Here is a 21585-nt window from a genome sequence, read left to right as displayed (position 1 = left end):
GTTTACACACCCGTTGCCGGTATACCTGTCCGCTCAACAGGCCGGGGCGCTGTCAACTCTTTCCAGGTGCTCAGCGCCTTGTTCACATGGGTATTGGCCTCACGCGCCACGAACTTCCCGTGCCCTTCCTGAGTCTGAATCTCACCATCATGTACGGCCACCGCACCGCGGGTCAGCGTGAACCGCGGCAACCCGCGCACCTCTTTGCCCTCAAAGACGTTGTAGTCGATGGAGGATTGCTGTGTCTCGGCCGAGATTACCTTGGCCTTGTCCGGGTCCCAAACAACCAAATCAGCATCCGCGCCCACAAGAATTGCGCCCTTTTTCGGGTAGCAATTCAATATCTTGGCGATGTTAGTTGAAGTAACAGCCACGAACTCATTCGGCGTCAGACGCCCGGTATTCACCCCATGGGTCCATAGCATCGGCATCCGATCTTCCAACCCTCCGGTCCCATTCGGAATCTTGGTGAAATCACCCACGCCATACCGTTTCTGCTCCGTCGTAAACGCACAGTGGTCTGTGGCCACAACGCTCAACGTTCCAGACTGTAGACCATTCCAAAGGCTGTCCTGATGCTGCTTGTTCCGGAACGGAGGGCTCATAACCCGACGTGCCGCGTGTTCCCAATCGTGGTGGAAGTACTCGCTTTCATCCAAGGTCAGGTGTTGGATCAATGGCTCGCCCCATACACGCTTGCCCTGCATCTTGGCGCGCCGAATGGCCTCATGCGCCTCTTCGCAGGAGGTATGCACCACATAGAGCGGCACACCTGCCATATCTGCGATCATGATCGCCCGGTTGGTTGCCTCGCCTTCCACCTGCGGTGGACGGGAATAGGCATGCGCTTCTGGCCCTGTATTTCCTTCGGCCAACAACTTCGCACTCAGCTCAGCAACCACATCGCCATTCTCGGCATGGACCATCGCAGTGCCACCTAGCTCCGCAAGACGTTTGAACGAGGCAAAAAGTTCATCATCGTTCACCATCAGCGCGCCTTTATAGGCCATAAAGTGCTTGAAGGTGTTGATGCCGCGGGTCTCGATGACAGTTTTGATGTCATCAAACACCTGCTCACCCCACCAGGTCACCGCCATGTGGAACGAATAATCACAGTTTGCACGCGTTGACTTGTTGTCCCAGCGTTTCAGCGCGTCCAACAAGCTTTCACCCGGATTGGGCAGCGCAAAATCCACCACCATCGTGGTCCCGCCCGCCAGCGCTGCGCGCGTCCCGCTTTCGAAATCATCGCTGGAATAGGTCCCCATGAACGGCATTTCCAAATGCGTATGCGGGTCGATCCCACCCGGCATGACATAACAGCCCGACGCATCAAGTTCCTTATCACCTCGCAGGTCCGGCCCAATCTCAGTAATCACGCCACCTTCAACCTTCACGTCCGCCTTATAGGTCAGATCAGCGGTCACAACGGTTCCGTTCTTGATCACAGTGCTCATGTTAAACTCCCTGATGCGGTCTGCGCCGCTTGCTTCATCTGGCTAAAAATATCCCGGGGGAGTCGCCCATCGGGCGACAGGGGCAGAGCCCCCCTACTCCACGATCCCAGCCGTCTCGACGACCGCATGCAACAGAACATCCGCCCCGGCTGCAGCCCAATCCTTACTGATCTCTTCGGCTTCGTTGTGGCTCAACCCATCCACGCAGGGGCACATCACCATCGCTGTCGGGGCAACTCGATTGATCCAGCAGGCATCATGTCCCGCGCCTGAAATGATATCCGTATGGGAATAACCCAACCGTTCAGCAGCGTCGCGCACCGCCGCCACGCAACCTTCATCAAACTTCACCGGATCAAAACCGCCAACCTTCTCGAATTCGATCTGCAGTCCCATCTCATTGACGATATCCTCTGCCGCGACACGCAGCCGGTTCTCCATATCGGTGATTACATCCAATTCGGGTGATCTGAAATCGACCGTAAACACCGCCTTTCCCGGGATCACATTGCGCGAGTTCGGGTACACGTCGATATGACCCGCCGCACCAACGGCATGAGGCGCATGTGACCACGCAATCTCATCCACTTTCTCAAGAATACGTGCCATTGCCAGCCCGGCATTCTTACGCATCGGCATCGGAGTAGACCCGGTATGCGCATCCTTGCCAGTCACTGTGACTTGGGTCCAGCTTAGCCCCTGGCCATGCGTGACAACACCGATATCCTTGCCCTCGGCTTCCAGTATGGGGCCCTGTTCGATGTGCAGCTCGAAGAACGCGTGCATCTTGCGCGCACCCACCTCTTCATCACCGCGCCAGCCGATGCGGTTCAACTCATCCCCGAATTTTTTGCCCTCGGCATCCTCACGATCATAGGCCCAATCCTGCGTGTGCATTCCGGCGAATACGCCCGAAGACAACATCGCGGGGGCATATCGCGTCCCCTCTTCATTGGTCCAGTTTGTTGCAACGATCGGGTGCTTGGTTTTGATCCCAAGATCATTCAACGTGCGAATGATCTCCAACCCGCCAAGCACGCCCAAAACACCATCATACTTGCCGCCCGTGGGCTGTGTATCCAGATGCGACCCAACATATACCGGCAACGCTTCAGGATCAGCGCCTTCTCGACGGGCGAACATGTTACCCATCTGATCCAATCCCATGGTGCAACCCGCGTCCTCGCACCACTTTTGAAACAATGCGCGTCCTTCGGCATCCTCATCAGTCAACGTCTGGCGATTATTGCCACCCGCCACACCGGGCCCGATCTTGGCCATCTCCATCAGGCTGTCCCATAGCCTGTCGCCATTGATCCTGAGATTCTGCGCCGGAGCTGCCATCTTGTTCTTCCCTGTTGCTTGCGATTTAGCTCGCTTTTGGTGTCTTGATTTGACCATCTGGTCAAACTCACGCTATCACGGGTTCGACATCAGTCAAGAAAATGCATGGTGTTGCCGAAATTTTCGACATATCCGCCACGCAGAAAACCAAAAATAGGCACAGGGAAACATGCCCAAGGACCGCGCGCCAACACGGATTCAGCAAAAAAACCGAGCAGCGATTCTGGACGCTGCCCTGAATGTGTTCTCTGCACATGGATATCGCGGGGCCACCGTTGACCAAATCGCCGCCGAGGCGGGATTGAGCAAACCCAATCTGCTCTATTACTTCCCGTCAAAAGAAGCGATTCACACCGCCCTTCTAACTGGCTTACTTGAGGTATGGTTGGCACCTTTGTACGAGCTTGACGAAAACGGAGAGCCGCTGGAAGAGATCTTATCTTACGTCCGCCGAAAGCTTGAGATGAGTCGCGACCTCCCCCGCGAAAGCCGCCTGTTTGCAAATGAACTGGTTCAGGGAGCGCCCCGCATTCACAATGCTTTATCCAGCGATCTCAAGAAGCTGGTCGATGAAAAAACCACCATCCTTACCCTTTGGATGGATCAGGGAAAGATTGCGCGCCTGCATCCCTATCATTTGATTTTCTCAATCTGGGCGCTGACTCAGCATTATGCAGATTTTGACGTGCAGGTTCGCGCAATCTTGGGCGACGAAGATCCTTTTGAAGGCGCTGAGACTTTCGTTGATACACTCTATCGCAAACTTCTAACGCCGTAGACGTTACTTCGCCGGTTTCAGGGCCAGAATACGCTTCAAAATCACGATGGTCATGGCCAGAATTATGGTCAAGTCGCCCATTGTATTGACTGTATTGATTTTGGGTACTTTTCCGGCATCCCGTACAATTGCGGTGTACATCTTGGGCTGCTGAACACCTACCGAATGCTCACGTTCGGATGCTTTGATGAATGTGCTAAAGTCCTTAAGAGATTTAACCTTTTTCGTAACTTGGTTCAGAAATCTCTGATCCAGTTGCCGGTCCTCTTTCAACTTCTTGAGCATCTCTTCGATCGAGCGCCGAAGTTTGATCAGTTGCTCCAGATCCTTTTTGAGCTGCTTTTGATGTTTCATGAAATTTTTTGCCGCAAGCGCGTCGCGCTGTTTCGCTTTGGAAAGGGCGACATTCTTCTTGGATGTATCCCGATCAAGCTTTGTGACCCGGTTGCCACCCTTGTTCCGACCCATTGGTGCCGCTGACATGACATGCTCCTTTGATCCTGTCCGTCAGCGGCAGTGTATCACCGAACCGGTTGTAGCGGGATTCCGGTATCTCTTACTCGGCGGCCTTGGCCATCGGATTGTTCGGATGCGTTGTCCAGTTGGCATATTCGGGACTAACCACTTTGCCCGTGCGCGGATCAACCTCTCCGGCCGCCATTGGCTCCATCGAGATACAGCCTTCGACAGGGCAGACATCTACACACAAGTTGCAGGCAACGCATTCTTCATCGATGACTTCGAATACCCGATCTGCCGACATCGAAATCGCCTGATGGCTGGTGTCCTCGCAGGCGGCATAGCAGCGGCCACACTTGATACACTGGTCCTGATCAATTTTTGCTTTTGCGATGTAGTTGAGATTCAAATATTGCCAGTCAGTGACATTGGGCACCGCGCGGCCGATCATCTGATCGATGCTGGTATAGCCTTTCTCGTCCATCCATTCTGACAAGCCTGCAGTCAGTTCGTCGATGATCTTAAAGCCATAGGTCATTGCTGCGGTACAAACCTGAACATTACCACAACCAAGCGAGATAAACTCGGCAGCGTCGCGCCAAGTGGTCACGCCGCCGATGCCCGAGATCGGCAGGCCACGCGTGGCTTCAGCCCGCGCAATCTCTGACACCATGGACAAGGCAATCGGCTTCACCGCCGGACCACAATAGCCACCATGGCTGCCTTTGCCGTCAATCGATGGTTCGGGGCTGAACGTATCCAGATCTACACTGGTAATCGAGTTGATCGTGTTGATCAGCGACACCGCATCCGCACCGCCGTTCTTAGCGGCCGCGGCGGGTTTGCGGATATCGGTTATGTTCGGCGTCAGTTTCACGATAACCGGGCGGTCGTAATACTGTTTGCACCACCGGGTCACCATTTCGATATATTCCGGGACCTGTCCTACGGCCGAACCCATGCCGCGCTCGCTCATCCCATGCGGGCAACCGAAATTCAGCTCGATCCCATCCGCGCCAGTTTCAGCCACGCGCGGCAGAATGGCCTTCCAAGCGGCCTCTTCACAGGGCACCATGATCGAGGCGATCAGGGCGCGATCTGGGTAGTCGGCCTTAACACGGGCCATTTCCTCAAGGTTCACCTCAAGTGGCCGGTCGGTAATCAGTTCGATGTTGTTGAGCCCCAACAACCGGCGGTCCGCACCGTAGATCGCGCCATAACGCGGCCCATTTACGTTTACGACCGGAGGGCCTTCGGCCCCCAAAGTCTTCCATACCACCCCTCCCCAACCGGCCTCGAAAGCGCGGCGAACATTGTATTCCTTATCCGTCGGTGGCGCGGAGGCCAACCAATAAGGGTTTGGACTTGAAATTCCCAGAAAGTTTGATGTTAAATCAGCCATTTATCCGGCCTCCCTGATGCAGTTCTGCATCTTTGTCTTTGAGTTTCACGCGCTCAGACTTGCGTGGATATCCATCGCTGCATCGCGGCCCTCGGCCACTGCGGTAACGGTCAGGTCTTCGCCACCTGCTGCACAGTCTCCGCCAGCCCACACACCGGTAATCGAGGTGCGTCCTGCCCCGGTTACAGCAATCTTATTGCCATCCAGCGTTAGCCCTTCCGGCGCACCGTCAAGCGTCTGACCGATGGCCTTAAAAACCTGATCGGCAGGCACACGAACGGTTTCTCCTGTACCGGTCAGTCGACCATCATGACTAGCAGTATACTCCAATTCGATCTCAGCCGCGGCTCCATTTCCGTGAATGGCCACAGGTTGAACGTTGCACAGAATACGAACACCGTGCGACGCCGCCAAATCCTGTTCGTACCGGCTGGCCCCCATTGCGTCGCGACCTCGGCGATAGGCGATGGTGACATGCTCTGCCCCCAGCAGCTTCGATTTCACTGCCGCGTCTACTGCTGTCATGCCGCCGCCAATCACAACGACATTCCGACCGACTGGGAGATCAGCCAGGTCGCTGGCCTGCCGCACATCCGAGATAAAGTCGACCGCCGGGCGCACCCCGTCTTTATCTACCCCATCTGCACGTAGCGCATTCACCCCTGCCAGTCCGATCGACAGGAACACAGCGTCATAGTTCTGTTGCAGCCCTTCTAGTGAAATCGTCTCACCCAGAACTGAGTCGGTCTCAATCGCGATCCCACCGATTTTCAGCAGCCAGTCGACCTCGGCCTGCGCAAAGTCGTTGGTCGATTTGTACGCCGCAATGCCGTATTCGTTCAGCCCGCCCGGCTTGGGCTTGCCTTCGTGGATCACCACATCATGCCCTAGCATCGCCAGACGGTGGGCGCAGGCCAGACCAGCGGGCCCTGCCCCGACCACGGCGACCGTCTTGCCCGTTGGTTCTGCACGCGCGAACGGATGAACGCCCGAGGCCATCACATCGTCGGTTGCATAACGCTGCAGGCGTCCAATCTCGACTGGCTTGCCTTCGGCCGTCTCACGCACGCAAGCCTCTTCACAAAGAGACTCGGTCGGACAAACCCGAGCACACATGCCGCCTAGGATATTCTGTTCCAGAATGGTCTGTCCGGCCGCAGCTGGTTGTCCAGCCTGAATTTGGCGGATGAACAACGGAATATCGATATCCGTCGGACAGGCCGTCACACATGGTGCGTCATAGCAGAAATAGCAACGATCTGCTGCCACGGCTGCCTCATGCAGAGCCAGAGGCGGATGCAGATCGGTGAAATTCGAGGTCAGCTCATCGCTGGAAAGCCGCCCGGAGACGATCCCGGGTGCCATCTGGCCCTGTGCCATCACTCTACTCCCTGTAGATATGTTTGTTATGAGCTTCAGCTTGCCACATTCTGATTTTTTATCAATTGGTAAATTTACCAAATGGTCAAAAAAATAGAAATCCGGGAAAAATGACCCGGATTTCCTTAATAATTGCCCACATTGTTAGCACGTTTGGTGTCAGATCATCCCACTTAGGTGGCCGGATTTGATCCAAACACGGGCTCCACTCTCTCCTGCGATGGCTGTCGAGCGTGATCCAGGTGGTAGTCGCAGCCAATCCCAAGTACCAAATTCTTCGCCTGTCTCGATAAAGCTGCCTTCGAGAACGAAGACCTCAAGCCCCTTGCCAGAGTCCAGTTCAATTTGCTCACCAGCAGCCCAGCATTGCACCTGAACATCCTCATGCGCATCCTTGAACAAATCGATATCTCCGCCCCCGTTGATGGAACGACGCACTTCGGTGCGGTCTTTGGGGTCGAACTGGTGAAGCTTGACGAGGATCGTCGCGCCTTCGCTGGCCGAAGGAGTGTGGGATGAAGTCGGAGGATTACGCACATAGCTGCCGACCGGAAAATCTCCGGTTTCATCCTGAAACACACCATCCAGCACCAGATATTCCTCGCCTCCGTCATGAGTGTGCGCTGAAAATGCGCTGCCAGGAGCAAAACGCACGATGGTTGTGGCACGCGCCACTTCCTCGCCAATGCGGTCCAGCATCTTGCGTTCAACGCCGGCAGCCGGTGACGCGACCCATGCGGTTTGATCAAAGTGGACAGCGACCCGCTGTGTGAAATCTGCATTGACGCGCATCTGCAATCCTCCTGCGTTGCTGCCACATTAGATGGGAGCACGAGCCGGATTTGCAAACCGGTCATGTTTGGGGTTTTGACGCCCTTCACAGCTTGTTGTACTTCCGGTCGAGACCGGTGCCCAATTCCGGCCCGTTTAGAAAGCGCGAAAAGATGCAGGCAAGCCCAACGACGTTCAACATCCTCATCATCGGGCAAAACAACCGTCTGCAATACGAGGCACTCTTGTTCGCGGCATCGCTGCGCCATAGCTCACCCGGATTTACCGGACGTTTATTTGTTGGCGTTCCTCAGAAAGGCCCCTTGTGGTCCCAAGACCCTAGCATTCGGGATGTGGACGTGTTGCAAGCCTTGCGGCAATTGGGTGCTGAGATCCTGCCCTTCGAATCGCAAATCTTTGGAGCAAGCTATCCCCACGGCAACAAGATCGAAGCGCTACTGGCGATGCCGGAAGGCGAGCCATTTGTCTTCTTCGACACCGATACATTGATCACCGGTGAAATTGCCGATGTGCCATTTGATTTCAACCGGCCCGGCGCCTCGCTCCGTGTCGAGGGCACATGGCCGAAGCCCACACTTTATGGCCCCGGTTATGACGGCATCTGGCGCGCGCTTTATGACCGATTCGGGCTGGATTTCGAAAGCTCGCTCGATTCCAGACAGCCACCGGGATATTGGCGACACTACCTGTATTTCAATGCGGGATACTTCTTCTACAAATGCCCTCACCAGTTTGGTCGGCGGTATCTTGATTACGCCCGTACCATTCGGGACGAAGGTATCCCCGAACTCACCGGGCAGGTCCTAGACCCCTGGCTGGATCAGGTGGCATTGCCGCTGGTCATCCACTCGTTCGGCGGTGGTCGGGATGCGCTGCCAAAAGGTCTGCTGGATGGGTCAGTCAGCTGCCATTATCACCTGTTTCCGATGCTCTATGCACGAGAAAGCGATCATGTGGTCGAGGTGCTAGAGACCGTTGTGGCTCCCAACAAGATCAAGAAGGTGCTCAAAGGCTATGATCCGATGAAGAAATTGGTGATCCAGCGCAAAGGCGCAAAAATCCGGGCAATGTTCGACAGGAACAACCTGCCAGCACGCGAACAGGTCATACGCAAGACCATCAAGGCCAAGGGACTTTGGCTGCGGTGACGTGGACGTTGTGTGGTGCAAAGCAATGTCCTAGAGATTTACTAACGCACATTCCAACAGGAGATTTCGAAGATGTCTGATGGCCCCACCTATGGTTTCGACACGCTGCAGATTCACGCCGGGGCCCGCCCCGACCCCGCTACCGGCGCGCGTCAGACACCGATCTACCAGACTACGGCCTATGTGTTTCGCGATGCCGACCATGCTGCTGCGTTGTTCAACTTGCAGGAAGTTGGGTTCATCTATTCGCGTCTGACCAACCCGACCGTCGCTGTTTTGCAGGAACGCGTGGCAACGCTTGAGGGCGGCGTCGGCGCTGTCTGCTGTTCCTCGGGTCACGCGGCGCAGATCATGGCGCTATTCCCACTGATGGGTCCGGGCTGCAACGTGGTCGCCTCAACCCGCCTGTACGGGGGTACGGTCACGCAGTTTAGCCAGACCATCAAACGTTTCGGCTGGTCAGCCAAATTCGTCGACACCGACGATCTGGACGCCGTAAAAGCCGCCATCGACGAAAACACCCGCGCGGTGTTCTGCGAATCCATCGCCAACCCTGGCGGTTATGTCACTGACATCCACGCGCTGGCGGAAGTCGCAGACGCGGCTGGCATCCCGCTGATCGTCGACAACACCTCGGCCACGCCCTACCTGTGCCGTCCGATCGAGCATGGCGCGACCCTGGTCGTGCATTCAACCACCAAGTACCTGACCGGTAACGGCACGGTCACCGGCGGCTGCATCGTGGATTCGGGTAAGTTTGACTGGTCTGCGAATGACAAATTCCCCTCGCTCAGCGAGCCCGAGACTGCGTATCACGGCCTGAAATTCCACGAGACTTTCGGCCCGCTGGCCTTCACTTTCCACGGCATTGCCATCGGTCTGCGCGATTTGGGAATGACCATGAACCCGCAGGCAGCACATTATACCCTAATGGGGATCGAGACACTCTCGCTGCGGATGGAGCGCCATGTCGAAAACGCCCAGAAGATCGCCGCCTGGCTGGAAGCGGATGATCGCGTGGACTACGTGACCTATGCAGGCCTTCCCTCGTCGCCTTATCATGATCGGGTCAAAGCGCATTACCCGCGCGGGGCCGGTGCGCTATTCACATTTGCGGTCAAAGGCGGATATGACGCCTGCATCAAGCTGGTCAACGCGTTGGAAATCTTCAGTCATGTGGCCAACTTGGGCGATGCGCGCTCGCTGATCATCCACTCTGCCTCGACGACCCATCGTCAGTTGACGCCTGAGCAGCAGGAAGCTGCAGGCGCGGGCCCGGGAGTCGTGCGCGTCTCCATCGGCATCGAAGACGCAGACGATCTGATCGCCGATCTGGATCAAGCGCTGTCCAAAGCAAGTGCCTGAGCAGATGGCAGGGCACAACACAAATGAACTGGGCCAGCCTATTGGCTTGCCGGTCACAGGCGAGTTTCCTCGCCCCACCCCGCCTTACACGCCGATGCAGGGCCGGTTCTGTTCTGTTGTGCCGCTAGATGTGAACCGGCATGCGCCCGGATTGTACCGGGCGTTTGCCAGTGACACGGATGGCCATAACTGGACCTATCTGCCTTATGGCCCCTTCGCCTCTGAGGCTGATTTCACCACATGGGCGCAGAACAACTGCATGGACGCCGATCCCATGTTCCATACGGTGTTGGATGCCGACGAAACGCCGGTGGGTATGGCCTCGTATTTGCGTGTCGAACCAGCAGCGGGTGCCATCGAGGTGGGCCATATCCATTTCTCACCCCTGCTCCAACGCAAACCGCAATCAACCGAAGTGATGTATCTGATGATGCGACGGGTGTTCGATGAGCTTGGCTATCGCCGTTACGAATGGAAATGCGACGCTTTGAACGCACCCTCAAAGCGCGCGGCCGAACGCTTGGGATTTACGTTCGAAGGTATTTTCCGACAAGCGACCCATTACAAAGGGCGTAACCGGGATACCGCTTGGTTCTCGATTATCGACAGCGAATGGCCGCGCATTCGCGCAGCATTCGAGAATTGGCTTGCGCCGGGGAATTTCGACGCGGCGGGCCAGCAGCGACTACCGCTGCAAGCCCGCGTTGGAGCGTAGCTTAGTCCGCGATTTCGAACTCCATAGCGATATTGACCGATACAGAAATCTCTCCGCCCGCTACCGGAACGCCGCCAGCGTCAGACATCGCCATTTCGCGCATCTGGGCCATCGGGCGAACGCCCCCACCGTGATCGTTTATCGAAATCACCGGACCCAAAGTCACGCCTGAGGCCTCGGCCAATTGTTGCGCCTTATCGGTTGCGTCTGCGACCGCTTTCGCGCGCGCTTCGGCCTCAAGCGGCTTAGGCTCCTGTACACTGAAGCTCAAGCCGCCAAAATCATTGGCCCCGTCCTTGATGACGGCGTCCATAATCTGACCCAGTTTATCCAAATCCCGAACCCGAACAGAAACGCGGTTTGAGGCTGTAAATCCGGTGATCCTGGGTGCTTCGTCGCTTGAGTTCCTGTGCCCAGACCAGACTGGTGACAACGACAGATCGCGGGTCTGCACATCACGTGATTCCAAGCCCATCTCATCCAACCGTTTTAGAATCTGTGTCACAGCGTCAGAGGTCGCCTGCATCGCAACCGATGCCTGGGCGTCCTGGTTCGTCACGCCAAGCGTTATGGTTGCCATATCTGGCGCAGCCAAGGCCGTTCCGGTTCCACTGACGGTGATGCGACGTTCTTCCGCATGGGCAGGCAACGCCGCGACGGCTGCGGTCATGGCAGCCAGAAAAGCAAGTGTCTTCAAGGTGATCTCTCCTTATGACTTGTCGCTAAGATGGGTGTCATACTCCGTACACGGCAAGGGGGAAACGCGCCTTTTTCTTTCCCTCGGCGAGTTCCTGCTCTAATCTCGTCGGGCAGACATCCAAGCGTTTGCATTGAAGCTGACAATTATGGTTCATCGCGATCATGAAACCCGCCTTTGTGCTGTCATTTTCTGAAAACGGTATTTCCTTGCATCACCAGTCGGATGGAGACTGGTACTGCATTGGCACGATCCCGTTGGATGCACCGGATTTCTCTGATCAGATCCGGACCCTGCGCGATCAGGGATTCGCACTAGAAAACAACCTAAGCTGCAAGCTCGTGATTCCTTCGGATCAGGTACGTCTTTTGACGGTCGATACCGATGGAATGGATACCGAAGCGGCAACGCAGAAAGTTGAAGAAACTTTAGCCTCAGCAACGCCATACCAGTTGTCCGAGCTGACCTTTGTCGCAACTCCGAACGGTTCAGACATTCACGTCGCGGCAGTCGCGCAGCAAACTTTGAAAGAAGCGCACTCATTTGCGGTGGAACATGGATTTATCCCAGAAGGGTTCTGGCTTAGTGCCAATGGTGAAGACGTTCTATCAGGGTCCGTTTACGAAGTGCCTGCGTCTGAGGTGGACTCCCAGTCAAATGAAATCAGCACTGCGCCCGTGGCAAAATCGCCGGAAGCCACGCCTGATGAGGCATCGAGTATTCCCATTCATCCCATCGCGGATACAGCTGATCCGACCGCTTTCCGTTCCGCTCAAAGCGCTGAATCGCCCACGATCTCTTCGTCGGTAGAGGTGAAAAAATATGTTATTCCGGCGGTTGCTGCATCCGTTCTATTGGGCATGGTACTTGGTCTCTGGTCACTGAACAGCGATGAACCTACGGTCGATGCCCCAGAACCAGTCGTTGCAGAGGCGCCCGTTTTAGTTCCAGAGCCACAGCAAGATGTCCCGACAGCCGTTGAACCCAGCGCACCAGATGTTGCGGAACTCGCAATTGAACCTGAACCCGCCGAGCCGAACACCGGTGACGAAACTGATCTGTCTGCAACTGATGAGGCCATTCTCGAAGCTTTGAAGGTTGCTCCTGAACCGGTTGAAGAAATTGCTGGCCTGCCAGACTTCGGGGCAGAGTTTCATGACTTCACCGGGACCGCGCCTGTTGAACCGAACCCGTTGGCCGAACCACCGCTGGAACAGCTTGCTGATGTCTATCTAACTTCGGTTGATCGCGCTGATCTGTCGACCGACACCGTTGCCCTGCCACCACATGAAAGCCTCGAAACTGACGAAGCTTTTGAGTTGACCGCCCTGCCCGGCGCCGCGGGTCAGAGGTTTGAGTTGGACGAACGTGGTCTGGTGACGCCGACCGCAGAGGGCACTCTGAATCCAGCCGGTGTGATGGTCTACCTGGGCCGCCCTTCATCGGTGCCTCCGGAATCCCCTACACGGTTTGAGACAGAGCCCGTTGTTGTTGAAGAGGTTGACGAAAGGCTCGCATCAATCCGACCCCGCCCAAGGCCCGACAACCTTGTTGATCAATTCGAAAGACAACAATTGGGTGGCCGGTCTCGCCAGGAATTGGCTTCGGTGCGACCAAAACTGCGTCCGGAAAGCCTGCAATCCAAGCCCGAGGTTGACGAAACACCAACCGCTCTGGCGGTGGTTCGTGTTCCACGCCCCAAGCCACGCCCTGCGAATATCGCCGCATTGGTTGCCAAGAAACCCAGCACCCAAAGTACTTCGCTGGGATCGACCGCGAATGTGGCAACCAGCAGTGATGAGGCCGGTTCATTCCAGCCCAGGGCTGTAAAACCCAAGATACCGACAACCGCCTCGGTTGCGCGACAGGCGACCATCGATAATGCCATCAACCTACGCAAGCTCAACCTGATCGGTGTATATGGCACCCCGGCCAATCGCCGTGCCTTGGTACGCCTGCCCAGCGGGCGCTACAAGAAGCTGAAAGTGGGTGATCGTATCGATGGTGGGAATGTCGTGGCCATCGGAGATAGCGAATTGCGCTATCAGAAACGCGGTAAGAACATCACCCTCAAGATGCCACGCGGATAAAAGAAGGGCGCCCTGTTTGGTAAACAGAGCGCTCAGTTATTTTCATTGATCTCAGATCAGGCGGCCGAGATTTCACCCGATTCAATCTGTTCGCGTTCGATCGATTCAAACAGGGCTTTGAAGTTACCCTCACCAAACCCGTCGTCACCCTTGCGCTGAATGAATTCAAAGAAGATCGGGCCGATGACGGTTTTCGAGAAGATCTGAAGCAGGATCTTGGTCTCACCCCCATCAACAACGCCTTCGCCGTCGATTAGAATACCGTGCTTCATCATTCGATGCTTGGGCTCATCATGGCCAGACACACGGTCGTAAGACATGTCATAATATGTCTCGTTCGGGCCAGGCATGAACTTCAACCCCTTCTCGGCAATCGCATCGGTCGAGCCATAGATATCATCGCTACCCACCGCGATATGCTGGATACCCTCGCCATTGTATTTCTTTAGGTAAGAGACGATCTGCCCGGTTTCACCCCGGTCCTCATTGATCGGTATGCGGATGCGACCGCAAGGAGAGGTCAGCGCTCGGCTGAAAAGACCTGTATGTTTGCCCTGAATGTCAAAGAAGCGAATTTCGCGGAAGTTGAACAGGTCGCCGTAGAATTTGAACCACTTGTCCATGTTACCCTTGAATACGTTGTGGGTCAGGTGATCGAGGTAATAGAACCCATCACCGCGCGGTTTCGATTGCTCCAGCCACTCAAACTCCTCGTTATAGGGCGAGGTGTCATAATACTGATCGATGAAATAGATCAGCGAGCCACCGATACCCTTGATCGCCGGGACATTCATGGTCTTGTCGGCACCGTCATAGGGCTCGGCCCCTTTTGCAATCGCGTGCTCATAAGCCGTCTGCGCATCCACAACACGCCAGCCCATCGCAGGAGCGCAAGGACCATGCTCGGCGACGAATTTCGCGGCAAAGCTGTCGGGGTCCGCGTTCAGGATGTAGGTGACATCGCCCTGCTGCCACAGCTCGACCTTGGGGGTGTCGCGGTGGTAGCCGACATATTCGAACCCCATCCGCGCAAACAGATCGCGCAGTTCCTGCGGTTCGGGATGGGCGAATTCAACGAACTCGAACCCGTCGGTGCCGGCGGGGTTTTCTTCGCTGATGACAGATTTCGGGGCGTTATGCGGGAAAGGACCCATGGCGCTTCTCCTTGGAAAACAGGAATTTCTTTGCTGATTCAAAAATACGCCTTATTCGGTGCTGTTTCTGCGCATTGTTTTCATGTAGACTGAATTTTAACGCGGAACATCCGCACGAAACGCACAAAAACCGGAGAATCACCGCACATGCTGGATGCAACAGACACACGACTGTTGTCAGCTTTGCAGAAAGATGCGCACCTGACGGCACATCAATTGGGTGAGATGTTAAACCTGTCGGCCAGTCAGGCGGGCCGCCGCCGACAGCGCCTTGAGGCTGAGGGCTATATTACCGGATATACGGCACGGCTGGATCCGCTGATGCTGGGATTGCAGGTTCAAGGGTTCATTCAGGTGCATCTGGGCACACATGGCCCCGAACAATCCGCCAGCTTCGCCCGCATGGTCGACACGCGCCCCGAGATCACGAGTGCCTGGACGATGACGGGTGAGGCAGATTACCTGCTTCACGTCTATTGTGACGACTTATCCGCACTCAATAGCTTGCTTCACGAAGTCATCCTGCCGCATCCTGCAGTGGCACGTGTGCAAAGCCAGATCGTGATGGACCAATTGAAACGCGACGCGCCGCTCCCGACCTGAGCGGATTTAAGAGGAAAATAATGAACGAGTTCCTTTATCAGGCATCGATCTATTTGGCAGCAGCGGTGATCGCCGTTCCGTTATCCGCACGTCTGGGCCTGGGTTCGGTGCTGGGATATCTGGCCGCCGGAATTGCAATCGGACCGATTCTGGGCCTTGTAGGCGCAGAAACAGAAAGCCTTCAACACGTCGCCGAGTTTGGCGTTGTCATGATGCTGTTCCTGATCGGGCTAGAGCTTGAGCCCCGCGCCCTATGGGACATGCGCGACAAGTTGTTGGGGCTGGGCGGGCTGCAGGTTGGCCTGTCCACCGCCGCGATCGCAGCTGTGGCCTTCTACGCGGGCCATCAATGGTCGGTGGCGCTGGCTGTAGGCCTTACGTTGTCACTGTCTTCCACCGCTATCGTTCTGCAAACCTTGTCCGAAAAGGGGTTGATGCAGACCAATGGCGGGCGAGCCACATTTTCGGTTCTGTTGACGCAAGATATCGCCGTTATACCTATTCTGGCCTTTCTACCCCTTCTTGCACTGCCTGCCAGCGTCCACATTGAAGACGATGGCTCGATCAATCGAGGTGTGGATTCCGCCCACGGAGCCGATCATCACGCCAAACTATCGCTGGTCGAGGGTTTGCCCGGTTGGGCCGTCACGCTTGTTACAATCGGAGTAGTCGCCTTTGTCGTGTTGGCGGGAATCTACCTGACCCGCCCCCTTTTCCGTTTCATCCACGCCACCCGCCTGCGCGAGATGTACACGGCGCTGGCGTTGATGATCGTGGTTGGCATCTCGTTCTTGATGACTCTGGTGGGCCTTTCCCCCGCCCTTGGCGCGTTTCTTGCGGGCGTTGTTCTGGCCAGTTCGGAATTCCGGCATGAGATGGAAAGCGACCTTGAGCCCTTCAAAGGTCTGCTGCTGGGTCTGTTCTTCATCACCGTTGGTGCCGGGATCGATGTGGGCTATTTCTTCGCCGATCCATTTGATCTGATCGGGCTGGCGCTACTTGTGATCTTGGCCAAAGGTATCATCCTGTTCATCGTTGGGCGTGCTTTCAAACTACGTGGACGTGATCACTGGCTGTTTACTTTGGGATTGGCCCAGGCTGGCGAGTTTGGGTTTGTACTGCTGGCATTCTCGACACAGCAAAACGTGATCCCTCCGGGCTTGTCGCAAAAACTGCTTATGATCATCGCCCTGACCATGCTGATCACCCCTCTGCTGTTTATCCTCTACGATCTGCTTTCTCGCTATATCGGCGAGAGCAAGCCAAAGGTCGAACCAGATGAGATTGATGAGAGAGGGCCTGTCATAATTGCCGGGATTGGTCGCTTTGGTCAGATCGTGAATCGCCTGGTACAGGCAAGCGGATTCAAGACCGTGGTTCTAGATCACGACATTGAAACCATCCAGCTTATGCGCCGGTTTGGCGTCAAAGGATTCTTGGGCGATCCGACGCGTCCCGAACTGCTGCGCGCCGCCGGAATTGAAAAAGCCTCGGTATTGGTCGCGGCCATGGATGATTACAAACAGGTCACTCGTCTGGTTGGATATGCGCGCCGCCAGCGGCCTGACCTGCACATCATCGCTCGGGCGCGAGATCGCACTCATGTTTACGAACTCTATCAGGCCGGGGCCAATGACATCGTGCGCGAAATGTTCGATGGGTCACTACGTGCGGGCCGCTATGTTCTCGAGAATATCGGCCTTAGTGAATATGAAGCCGCGCAGGCCGAACAAACGTTCTATCACCACGACCGAGGATCGGTGCGTGAGTTGGCCGAGCTTTGGATACCCGGCATGCCCACAGCAGAAAACAAAAAATACATCGAGCGTGCGCGGCAACTTGAAAAAGATCTGGAAACCGCGCTGCTGGAACTTGCTGAAGAACACGCAAAGAAGTCGGCTTAACCGTCTGTAACTCCGGCCTCGGCAAACGTTGCCATGCCGGAATGACAGGCCACGGCGCTTTTGAGAATGTTGATCGCCAGCGCCCCGCCTGAACCTTCGCCCAAGCGCAATCCAAGGTTCAGCAACGGTTCCTTACCCAGCTTGTTCAGCATTGCGGCATGTGCACCTTCGGCACTTTGATGGCCCGCAACAGTATGATCCAGCGCAGTGTCCGAAAGTTGCGCCAGACAGGCCGCTGCTGCCGTACAGATGAATCCGTCCAGAATGACTGGAATGCGCAATACACGTGCAGCGGCAATCGCCCCTGCCATGGCCGCAATCTCGCGCCCGCCTAGGCATTGAAGGATACGCAGACCGTCGCCCTGACCGTGCAGAGCAACGCCTTCGGCAACAACGCGTGTTTTGTTCGCCAACCCTGCATCATCTACGCCTGTGCCGCGCCCGGTCCAGTCAGATGCATCTCCGCCAAACAGCGCGCAGGCGATGGCGGCTGCAGGGGTGGTGTTGCCGATACCCATCTCTCCCACAACCAGCAGATCAGCCTGTGGATCGACGGCTTGCCAACCTGTGCGCAGCGCGCGCAGCAATTCATCTTCGCTCATCGCGGGGGCTTGGGTGAAATCTGCGGTCGGACAGTCAAGATCCAACGCATGCACATCCATCTTGGCACCCGCAGCCTTGGCCAGTTGATTAATCGCAGCACCGCCGTGTTCGAAATTCATGACCATCTGAACAGTGACCTCAGATGGAAACGCTGAAACACCCTGCGCCGTCACGCCGTGGTTGCCAGCAAACACGATGACCTGAGGCGCGTTGATCTGTGGCTGCGCATCCCCACGCCAGCCCGCATACCATATCGCCAAATCCTCAAGCCGTCCCAAGGCTCCGGGTGGTTTGGTTAGTTGGCCGTTGCGCTCTTGCGCGCCTTGCGCGGCAGAAGTATCCGGACCGGCCGCACCGGTCAGCGCGTCGCGGAAACTGTTCAGATCGTCGAGTTCAGGCAGCATTGAAAGCCTCGTTGCATCAGAGTGGTGCTGTGTGTTTAACCAAACCTGACAAAGCAACAAGACCCTGAAAGGCCTGGGAGTGACCAAAAACGACACTGCCCCATTTTCCCTGTGGGATATTCCGCTTGCGCTGGTCTTGCTGACACGCTTGCCCCTGCCACGCTTGCCGGAAGAGGCGTTTACTCGCCAGTCGCGCGCCGTCTGGGCATTTCCGCTTGCAGGGTTGATCGTTGGTGCCCTGGCGTGTGGTATTGGGTGGATCGCAATCTGGGCGCAGTTGCCCGTTTTTGCTGTCGCAGGCCTGATCGTTGCCGCGCTGATCGCAACCACAGGTGCAATGCATGAAGACGGGTTGGCCGATACGTTCGATGGCCTTTGGGGAGGGTTCACGCCCGAGCGGCGACTCGAGATCATGAAGGACAGCCATATCGGCACCTACGGCGTGCTGGCACTGCTGCTATTTCAGATTCTACGTATCACAGCCATTGCAGCTCTTGTTGGTGCCGAGGTGATGACATGTGTGCTGGCTGCATGTGTGTTTTCCCGGTCTCTCATGCCCGTCTTGATGACTTTTCTAAGAAATGCACGGCACTCAGGGCTAAGCCATTCAGTCGGCGCGCCACCGGTATCGGCGGTTTTGGCGGGGTTGGCAGTGGCAGCATTGTTAGCATTGGGTTTATTAGGCGCTCTGGCGTTGATCCCAATGCTTTTTGCGATGATCGCCAGCCTGATTGTGGCGAAGATCGCCAAGGCCAAGATCGGAGGTCAGACCGGCGACATTCTGGGGGCGACGCAGCAGATAACCGAGATCACATTCCTGCTGACGCTGATCGCTTTGATCTAACTGGCACCCCCCGTCGCGATCCGCAGCGTCGCGCCGCAGTGCTTGCAATGCACAGCGTCCGGGTCGTGGCGAAACAGACCACAGCTGGGGCATTTGTAACGCACTTTCTGCGGCATGAAGATCGCCTGCGCCAGACGCACGAACAGGGCCACACCAACAACCATGATGAAAACCGAAAACAGCTTACCGCCCGGCGTCGACAACGTGATGTCACCAAACCCAGTTGTCGTCAGTGTGGCCATCGTGAAATACAGCGCGTCGATATAGGGCGTCTGGGTGTCTTCCGGCACAAAAAAAACCAATACAGCGGTCGAAGTCGCAAAGACAAAGACCAGCAAATTGATTGCAGCGATCACCGCGTCTTCATGGGTTCGGAAAAACCTGCTGTCACGCCGCAAATCCCTGAGCAAATGGTATGAATGAATCAAACGCAAGGCGCGCAGAATGCGCAGAAACGCCAGGTTGCCGGTCAGAAATGGATCAAGGAAAAGCGAAACGATAACAACAATGTCCGCCAACGTGTAAATCTGACGCAGTAGCTTCCAACGATCTTTCGATATCCAAAGTCGAGCAGAAAAATCCATGAGAATGAGCACACCGACACCAATACTTGCTGCGGTGATTCCCGGACCGTGCGGAATATGCGCGGTCGCAACAAAGAACACGATCGTTGCGATGTCGAACAGGATCAGACCATAACGAAACCAGACCGAAATTGGGTCGTGGCTGATGTATAGAAACTTCACAGCCTGCTTCATCTTTACCCCGTATCAGCCTAATATTCAGAGAAAAATACCCTGAAACGACTACAGCACCAAGCGACGGTTCATAAAAAAAGCCGCCCCGATACCGGAGCGGCTTTGAAATGGGTGGTGCCTTTAATCAGGCAGCGCGCGAGGTCAGCACCTCATCCACCTGCTTGGCGGCCGAGATTTCATCTGCACCAGACACTGCAGCAACTTCGCGGGTCAGACGCTCAAGCGCGGCCTCATAAAGCTGACGTTCGGAATAGCTCTGCTCGCGTTGGTCGTCGGTGCGGTGCAGGTCACGGACCACCTCAGCGATCGAGATCAGATCACCCGAGTTGATCTTTTGCTCATACTCCTGCGCCCGACGCGACCACATGGCGCGCTTGACCTTGGCCTTGCCTTTAAGCGTTTTCATGGCCTGGCTGATCACATCAGGTGAGCTGAGTGAGCGCAGACCAGATTCGGTGACCTTGTTGGTTGGCACGCGCAGCGTCATCTTGTCTTTTTCAAAGGAGATTACGAACAGCTCAAGCGAGAAGCCTGCAACCTCCTGCTCTTCGATCGATACGATCTGACCTACACCGTGAGCTGGGTAGACGACATAATCGTTCGGGCGGAACTCAAGCTTTTTTGATTTCGACATTCAGATTCATCCTTCATTACTGATCGGGATATGAGACGACAAAAAGACCACAGCCGAGGCCCTAAACGGCCCCGTCAGGCGGCTTATTTGTCATAAAATCAGAACTCCAAAGCGAGCATACTTACGGAGCACATCCCAATCACAGTCATCATTCGACCCCAAGTATATCACAAAATTGCGACACTCAAAAGACCGACCTAAGGCAAATGGGAGATTCCCTTTTTACCTCAATGTATTATGGCGCAGATTGTTGTCTAACGTACGGTTAGGGGCCACCGAATCGGTTAACCACCTTCGCCGGGTGCTTCCGAGAAATATTTCTCCATCTTGCCTTCTTCGCCGTCGCGTTCCTCGGCCTCGGGCAAGGGGTCTTTCTTAGTCACAATCACCGGCCACATTTCCGAGTATTTCCGGTTGAACTCGACCCACTGCTCCATACCCGGCTCGGTATCGGGGCGAATTGCGTCGGCGGGGCATTCGGGTTCACACACACCACAGTCGATGCATTCATCGGGGTGAATGACCAGTGTATTCTCACCTTCGTAGAAACAATCCACCGGACATACCTCGACACAGTCGGTGTATTTGCAGCCAATGCAGTTTTCGGTGACAACGTAGGTCATTTTGGAATTCCCGTTTGCGCTTTGGCGACTAGCTAATCCAGTCTGCCCGCCTCTTCAAGGTCAGATCACCCCTTTGGGGTGCGAGAAAGATCAAGCGCGCGCCTTTCCTTCTTGGTTGGACGACCTTTTCCTTCAAATCCGGGATTCTTGGGCGGTACATCCTGCTTTTCGGTCATATCGAAGTACAAACCTTGCGCCTCGGGGGCCGGGCCGCGGCGCTCTCCGAGCGCTTCGATACGCACAACGCGGACGATCCGCCCCTGGGGAAAGGTTAGGACGTCCCCGGGTGCCACGGCCTGCGCCGGTTTCAGCACCCGGTTTCCGTTTAGTCTGACATGGCCGCAGCTGACCTGTTTGGCGGCCAGGCTACGGGTCTTGAAGAACCGCGCCTGCCACAACCATTTGTCGATCCGCAGCTTGGCCTCGGCCAT

General features: G+C 55.9%; 21 protein-coding genes. 8 read left to right on the top strand and 13 right to left on the bottom strand.

The annotated features are described in order from the left end of the window. Positions 1-2 precede the first annotated feature (2 nt). Positions 3-1457, bottom strand: a complete 1455-nt coding sequence (gene hydA / locus ACR0KN_RS01435; protein ID WP_010439443.1) for a dihydropyrimidinase — start codon at positions 1455-1457, stop codon at positions 3-5. 93 nt (positions 1458-1550) lie between these two features. Continuing rightward, positions 1551-2801, bottom strand: coding sequence for a Zn-dependent hydrolase (locus ACR0KN_RS01430; RefSeq protein ID WP_480650845.1), 1251 nt, complete (start codon positions 2799-2801; stop codon positions 1551-1553). Between the two features lie 169 nt (positions 2802-2970). On the opposite strand from ACR0KN_RS01430, the gene ACR0KN_RS01425 reads away from it, so the two are divergent. Further along, a complete protein-coding gene (locus ACR0KN_RS01425) occupies positions 2971-3579 on the top strand; it encodes a TetR family transcriptional regulator C-terminal domain-containing protein (protein WP_480650843.1) in 609 nt (202 codons plus the stop codon). Between the two features lie 3 nt (positions 3580-3582). Here ACR0KN_RS01425 and ACR0KN_RS01420 read toward each other — a convergent pair whose 3' ends face one another. The 4 genes from ACR0KN_RS01420 to ACR0KN_RS01405 form a co-directional block, all read right to left on the bottom strand. Beyond that, positions 3583-4062 carry a hypothetical protein gene (locus tag ACR0KN_RS01420; RefSeq protein WP_480650841.1) on the bottom strand — a complete coding sequence of 160 codons (480 nt, stop codon included), beginning with the start codon at positions 4060-4062 and terminating at the stop codon, positions 3583-3585. A 73-nt stretch (positions 4063-4135) separates the two neighbouring features. Beyond that, positions 4136-5440, bottom strand: coding sequence for an NAD-dependent dihydropyrimidine dehydrogenase subunit PreA (gene preA / locus ACR0KN_RS01415; protein ID WP_480650839.1), 1305 nt, complete (start codon positions 5438-5440; stop codon positions 4136-4138). A 45-nt stretch (positions 5441-5485) separates the two neighbouring features. After that, the gene (locus tag ACR0KN_RS01410; RefSeq protein WP_480650837.1) at positions 5486-6820 is read right to left on the bottom strand and encodes an NAD(P)-dependent oxidoreductase; all 1335 of its coding nucleotides are present in this window, start codon (positions 6818-6820) and stop codon (positions 5486-5488) included. A gap of 159 nt (positions 6821-6979) precedes the next feature. Then, positions 6980-7612, bottom strand: a complete 633-nt coding sequence (locus ACR0KN_RS01405; RefSeq protein WP_480650836.1) for a cupin domain-containing protein — start codon at positions 7610-7612, stop codon at positions 6980-6982. A gap of 152 nt (positions 7613-7764) precedes the next feature. On the opposite strand from ACR0KN_RS01405, the gene ACR0KN_RS01400 reads away from it, so the two are divergent. From ACR0KN_RS01400 to ACR0KN_RS01390, 3 genes are all read left to right on the top strand, one after another. Next, positions 7765-8760 (top strand): hypothetical protein, encoded by a 996-nt coding sequence (locus tag ACR0KN_RS01400; protein ID WP_480650834.1) that lies wholly within the window; start codon positions 7765-7767, stop codon positions 8758-8760. Between the two features lie 72 nt (positions 8761-8832). Then, positions 8833-10125, top strand: coding sequence for an O-acetylhomoserine aminocarboxypropyltransferase/cysteine synthase family protein (locus ACR0KN_RS01395; protein WP_480650832.1), 1293 nt, complete (start codon positions 8833-8835; stop codon positions 10123-10125). 4 nt (positions 10126-10129) lie between these two features. Next, a complete protein-coding gene (locus ACR0KN_RS01390; RefSeq protein WP_480650830.1) occupies positions 10130-10840 on the top strand; it encodes a GNAT family N-acetyltransferase in 711 nt (236 codons plus the stop codon). Position 10841: 1 nt separating this feature from the next. On the opposite strand, the gene ACR0KN_RS01385 is transcribed toward ACR0KN_RS01390, so the two are convergent. Continuing rightward, on the bottom strand, positions 10842-11537 hold the full coding sequence (locus ACR0KN_RS01385; RefSeq protein WP_170539134.1) for an SIMPL domain-containing protein: 696 nt from the start codon (positions 11535-11537) through the stop codon (positions 10842-10844). A 164-nt stretch (positions 11538-11701) separates the two neighbouring features. Between ACR0KN_RS01385 and ACR0KN_RS01380 the strand changes: the two genes are divergently transcribed. Further along, a complete protein-coding gene (locus ACR0KN_RS01380; RefSeq protein ID WP_480650828.1) occupies positions 11702-13627 on the top strand; it encodes a hypothetical protein in 1926 nt (641 codons plus the stop codon). A gap of 56 nt (positions 13628-13683) precedes the next feature. Here ACR0KN_RS01380 and hppD read toward each other — a convergent pair whose 3' ends face one another. Next, a complete protein-coding gene (gene hppD / locus ACR0KN_RS01375; protein WP_170539129.1) occupies positions 13684-14781 on the bottom strand; it encodes a 4-hydroxyphenylpyruvate dioxygenase in 1098 nt (365 codons plus the stop codon). Between the two features lie 147 nt (positions 14782-14928). On the opposite strand from hppD, the gene ACR0KN_RS01370 reads away from it, so the two are divergent. Further along, positions 14929-15384, top strand: a complete 456-nt coding sequence (locus tag ACR0KN_RS01370) for an Lrp/AsnC family transcriptional regulator (RefSeq protein ID WP_170469462.1) — start codon at positions 14929-14931, stop codon at positions 15382-15384. A 20-nt stretch (positions 15385-15404) separates the two neighbouring features. Beyond that, complete coding sequence (locus ACR0KN_RS01365; protein ID WP_480650826.1) at positions 15405-17288, top strand: monovalent cation:proton antiporter-2 (CPA2) family protein; 1884 nt, start codon at positions 15405-15407, stop codon at positions 17286-17288. Here ACR0KN_RS01365 and cobT read toward each other — a convergent pair. Further along, positions 17285-18295 carry a nicotinate-nucleotide--dimethylbenzimidazole phosphoribosyltransferase gene (gene cobT / locus ACR0KN_RS01360; protein ID WP_480650824.1) on the bottom strand — a complete coding sequence of 337 codons (1011 nt, stop codon included), beginning with the start codon at positions 18293-18295 and terminating at the stop codon, positions 17285-17287. The two genes, ACR0KN_RS01365 and cobT, sit on opposite strands and share 4 nt — an antisense overlap. A 79-nt stretch (positions 18296-18374) precedes the next feature. Between cobT and cobS the strand changes: the two genes are divergently transcribed. Beyond that, entirely contained in the window at positions 18375-19139 is a 765-nt protein-coding gene (cobS, locus tag ACR0KN_RS01355; RefSeq protein ID WP_480650822.1) for an adenosylcobinamide-GDP ribazoletransferase, read from the top strand. Here the strand turns inward: cobS and ACR0KN_RS01350 are convergent. From ACR0KN_RS01350 to ACR0KN_RS01335, 4 genes are all read right to left on the bottom strand, one after another. Further along, the gene (locus ACR0KN_RS01350; RefSeq protein WP_170469450.1) at positions 19136-19897 is read right to left on the bottom strand and encodes an ion channel; all 762 of its coding nucleotides are present in this window, start codon (positions 19895-19897) and stop codon (positions 19136-19138) included. The genes cobS and ACR0KN_RS01350 overlap by 4 nt on opposite strands. 124 nt (positions 19898-20021) lie before the next feature. Next, a complete protein-coding gene (locus ACR0KN_RS01345) occupies positions 20022-20531 on the bottom strand; it encodes a CarD family transcriptional regulator (RefSeq protein ID WP_010439402.1) in 510 nt (169 codons plus the stop codon). Positions 20532-20815: 284 nt separating this feature from the next. Further along, positions 20816-21154, bottom strand: coding sequence for a ferredoxin FdxA (gene fdxA, locus ACR0KN_RS01340; RefSeq protein WP_010439399.1), 339 nt, complete (start codon positions 21152-21154; stop codon positions 20816-20818). Between the two features lie 65 nt (positions 21155-21219). Further along, the gene (locus ACR0KN_RS01335) at positions 21220-21585 is read right to left on the bottom strand and encodes an RNA-binding S4 domain-containing protein (RefSeq protein ID WP_480650819.1); all 366 of its coding nucleotides are present in this window, start codon (positions 21583-21585) and stop codon (positions 21220-21222) included.

This window comes from Ruegeria sp. AP7, from assembly GCF_056539905.1.
Note: the sequence above shows the minus strand (reverse complement) of the source record. Positions and strands in the feature narration are given on the sequence as shown.

Bases quoted from the DNA above. Each gene is read 5' to 3' on its own strand.
- hydA (WP_010439443.1), bottom strand. From the start codon at position 1,457: ATGAGCACTGTGATCAAGAACGGAACCGTTGTGACCGCTGATCTGACC.
- ACR0KN_RS01430 (WP_480650845.1), bottom strand. From the start codon at position 2,801: ATGGCAGCTCCGGCGCAGAATCTCAGGATCAATGGCGACAGGCTATGG.
- ACR0KN_RS01425 (WP_480650843.1), top strand. From the start codon at position 2,971: ATGCCCAAGGACCGCGCGCCAACACGGATTCAGCAAAAAAACCGAGCA.
- ACR0KN_RS01420 (WP_480650841.1), bottom strand. From the start codon at position 4,062: ATGTCAGCGGCACCAATGGGTCGGAACAAGGGTGGCAACCGGGTCACA.
- preA (WP_480650839.1), bottom strand. From the start codon at position 5,440: ATGGCTGATTTAACATCAAACTTTCTGGGAATTTCAAGTCCAAACCCT.
- ACR0KN_RS01410 (WP_480650837.1), bottom strand. From the start codon at position 6,820: ATGGCACAGGGCCAGATGGCACCCGGGATCGTCTCCGGGCGGCTTTCC.
- ACR0KN_RS01405 (WP_480650836.1), bottom strand. From the start codon at position 7,612: ATGCGCGTCAATGCAGATTTCACACAGCGGGTCGCTGTCCACTTTGAT.
- ACR0KN_RS01400 (WP_480650834.1), top strand. From the start codon at position 7,765: ATGCAGGCAAGCCCAACGACGTTCAACATCCTCATCATCGGGCAAAAC.
- ACR0KN_RS01395 (WP_480650832.1), top strand. From the start codon at position 8,833: ATGTCTGATGGCCCCACCTATGGTTTCGACACGCTGCAGATTCACGCC.
- ACR0KN_RS01390 (WP_480650830.1), top strand. From the start codon at position 10,130: ATGGCAGGGCACAACACAAATGAACTGGGCCAGCCTATTGGCTTGCCG.
- ACR0KN_RS01380 (WP_480650828.1), top strand. From the start codon at position 11,702: ATGAAACCCGCCTTTGTGCTGTCATTTTCTGAAAACGGTATTTCCTTG.
- hppD (WP_170539129.1), bottom strand. From the start codon at position 14,781: ATGGGTCCTTTCCCGCATAACGCCCCGAAATCTGTCATCAGCGAAGAA.
- ACR0KN_RS01370 (WP_170469462.1), top strand. From the start codon at position 14,929: ATGCTGGATGCAACAGACACACGACTGTTGTCAGCTTTGCAGAAAGAT.
- ACR0KN_RS01365 (WP_480650826.1), top strand. From the start codon at position 15,405: ATGAACGAGTTCCTTTATCAGGCATCGATCTATTTGGCAGCAGCGGTG.
- cobT (WP_480650824.1), bottom strand. From the start codon at position 18,295: ATGCTGCCTGAACTCGACGATCTGAACAGTTTCCGCGACGCGCTGACC.
- ACR0KN_RS01350 (WP_170469450.1), bottom strand. From the start codon at position 19,897: ATGAAGCAGGCTGTGAAGTTTCTATACATCAGCCACGACCCAATTTCG.
- ACR0KN_RS01345 (WP_010439402.1), bottom strand. From the start codon at position 20,531: ATGTCGAAATCAAAAAAGCTTGAGTTCCGCCCGAACGATTATGTCGTC.
- fdxA (WP_010439399.1), bottom strand. From the start codon at position 21,154: ATGACCTACGTTGTCACCGAAAACTGCATTGGCTGCAAATACACCGAC.
- ACR0KN_RS01335 (WP_480650819.1), bottom strand. From the start codon at position 21,585: ATGGCCGAGGCCAAGCTGCGGATCGACAAATGGTTGTGGCAGGCGCGG.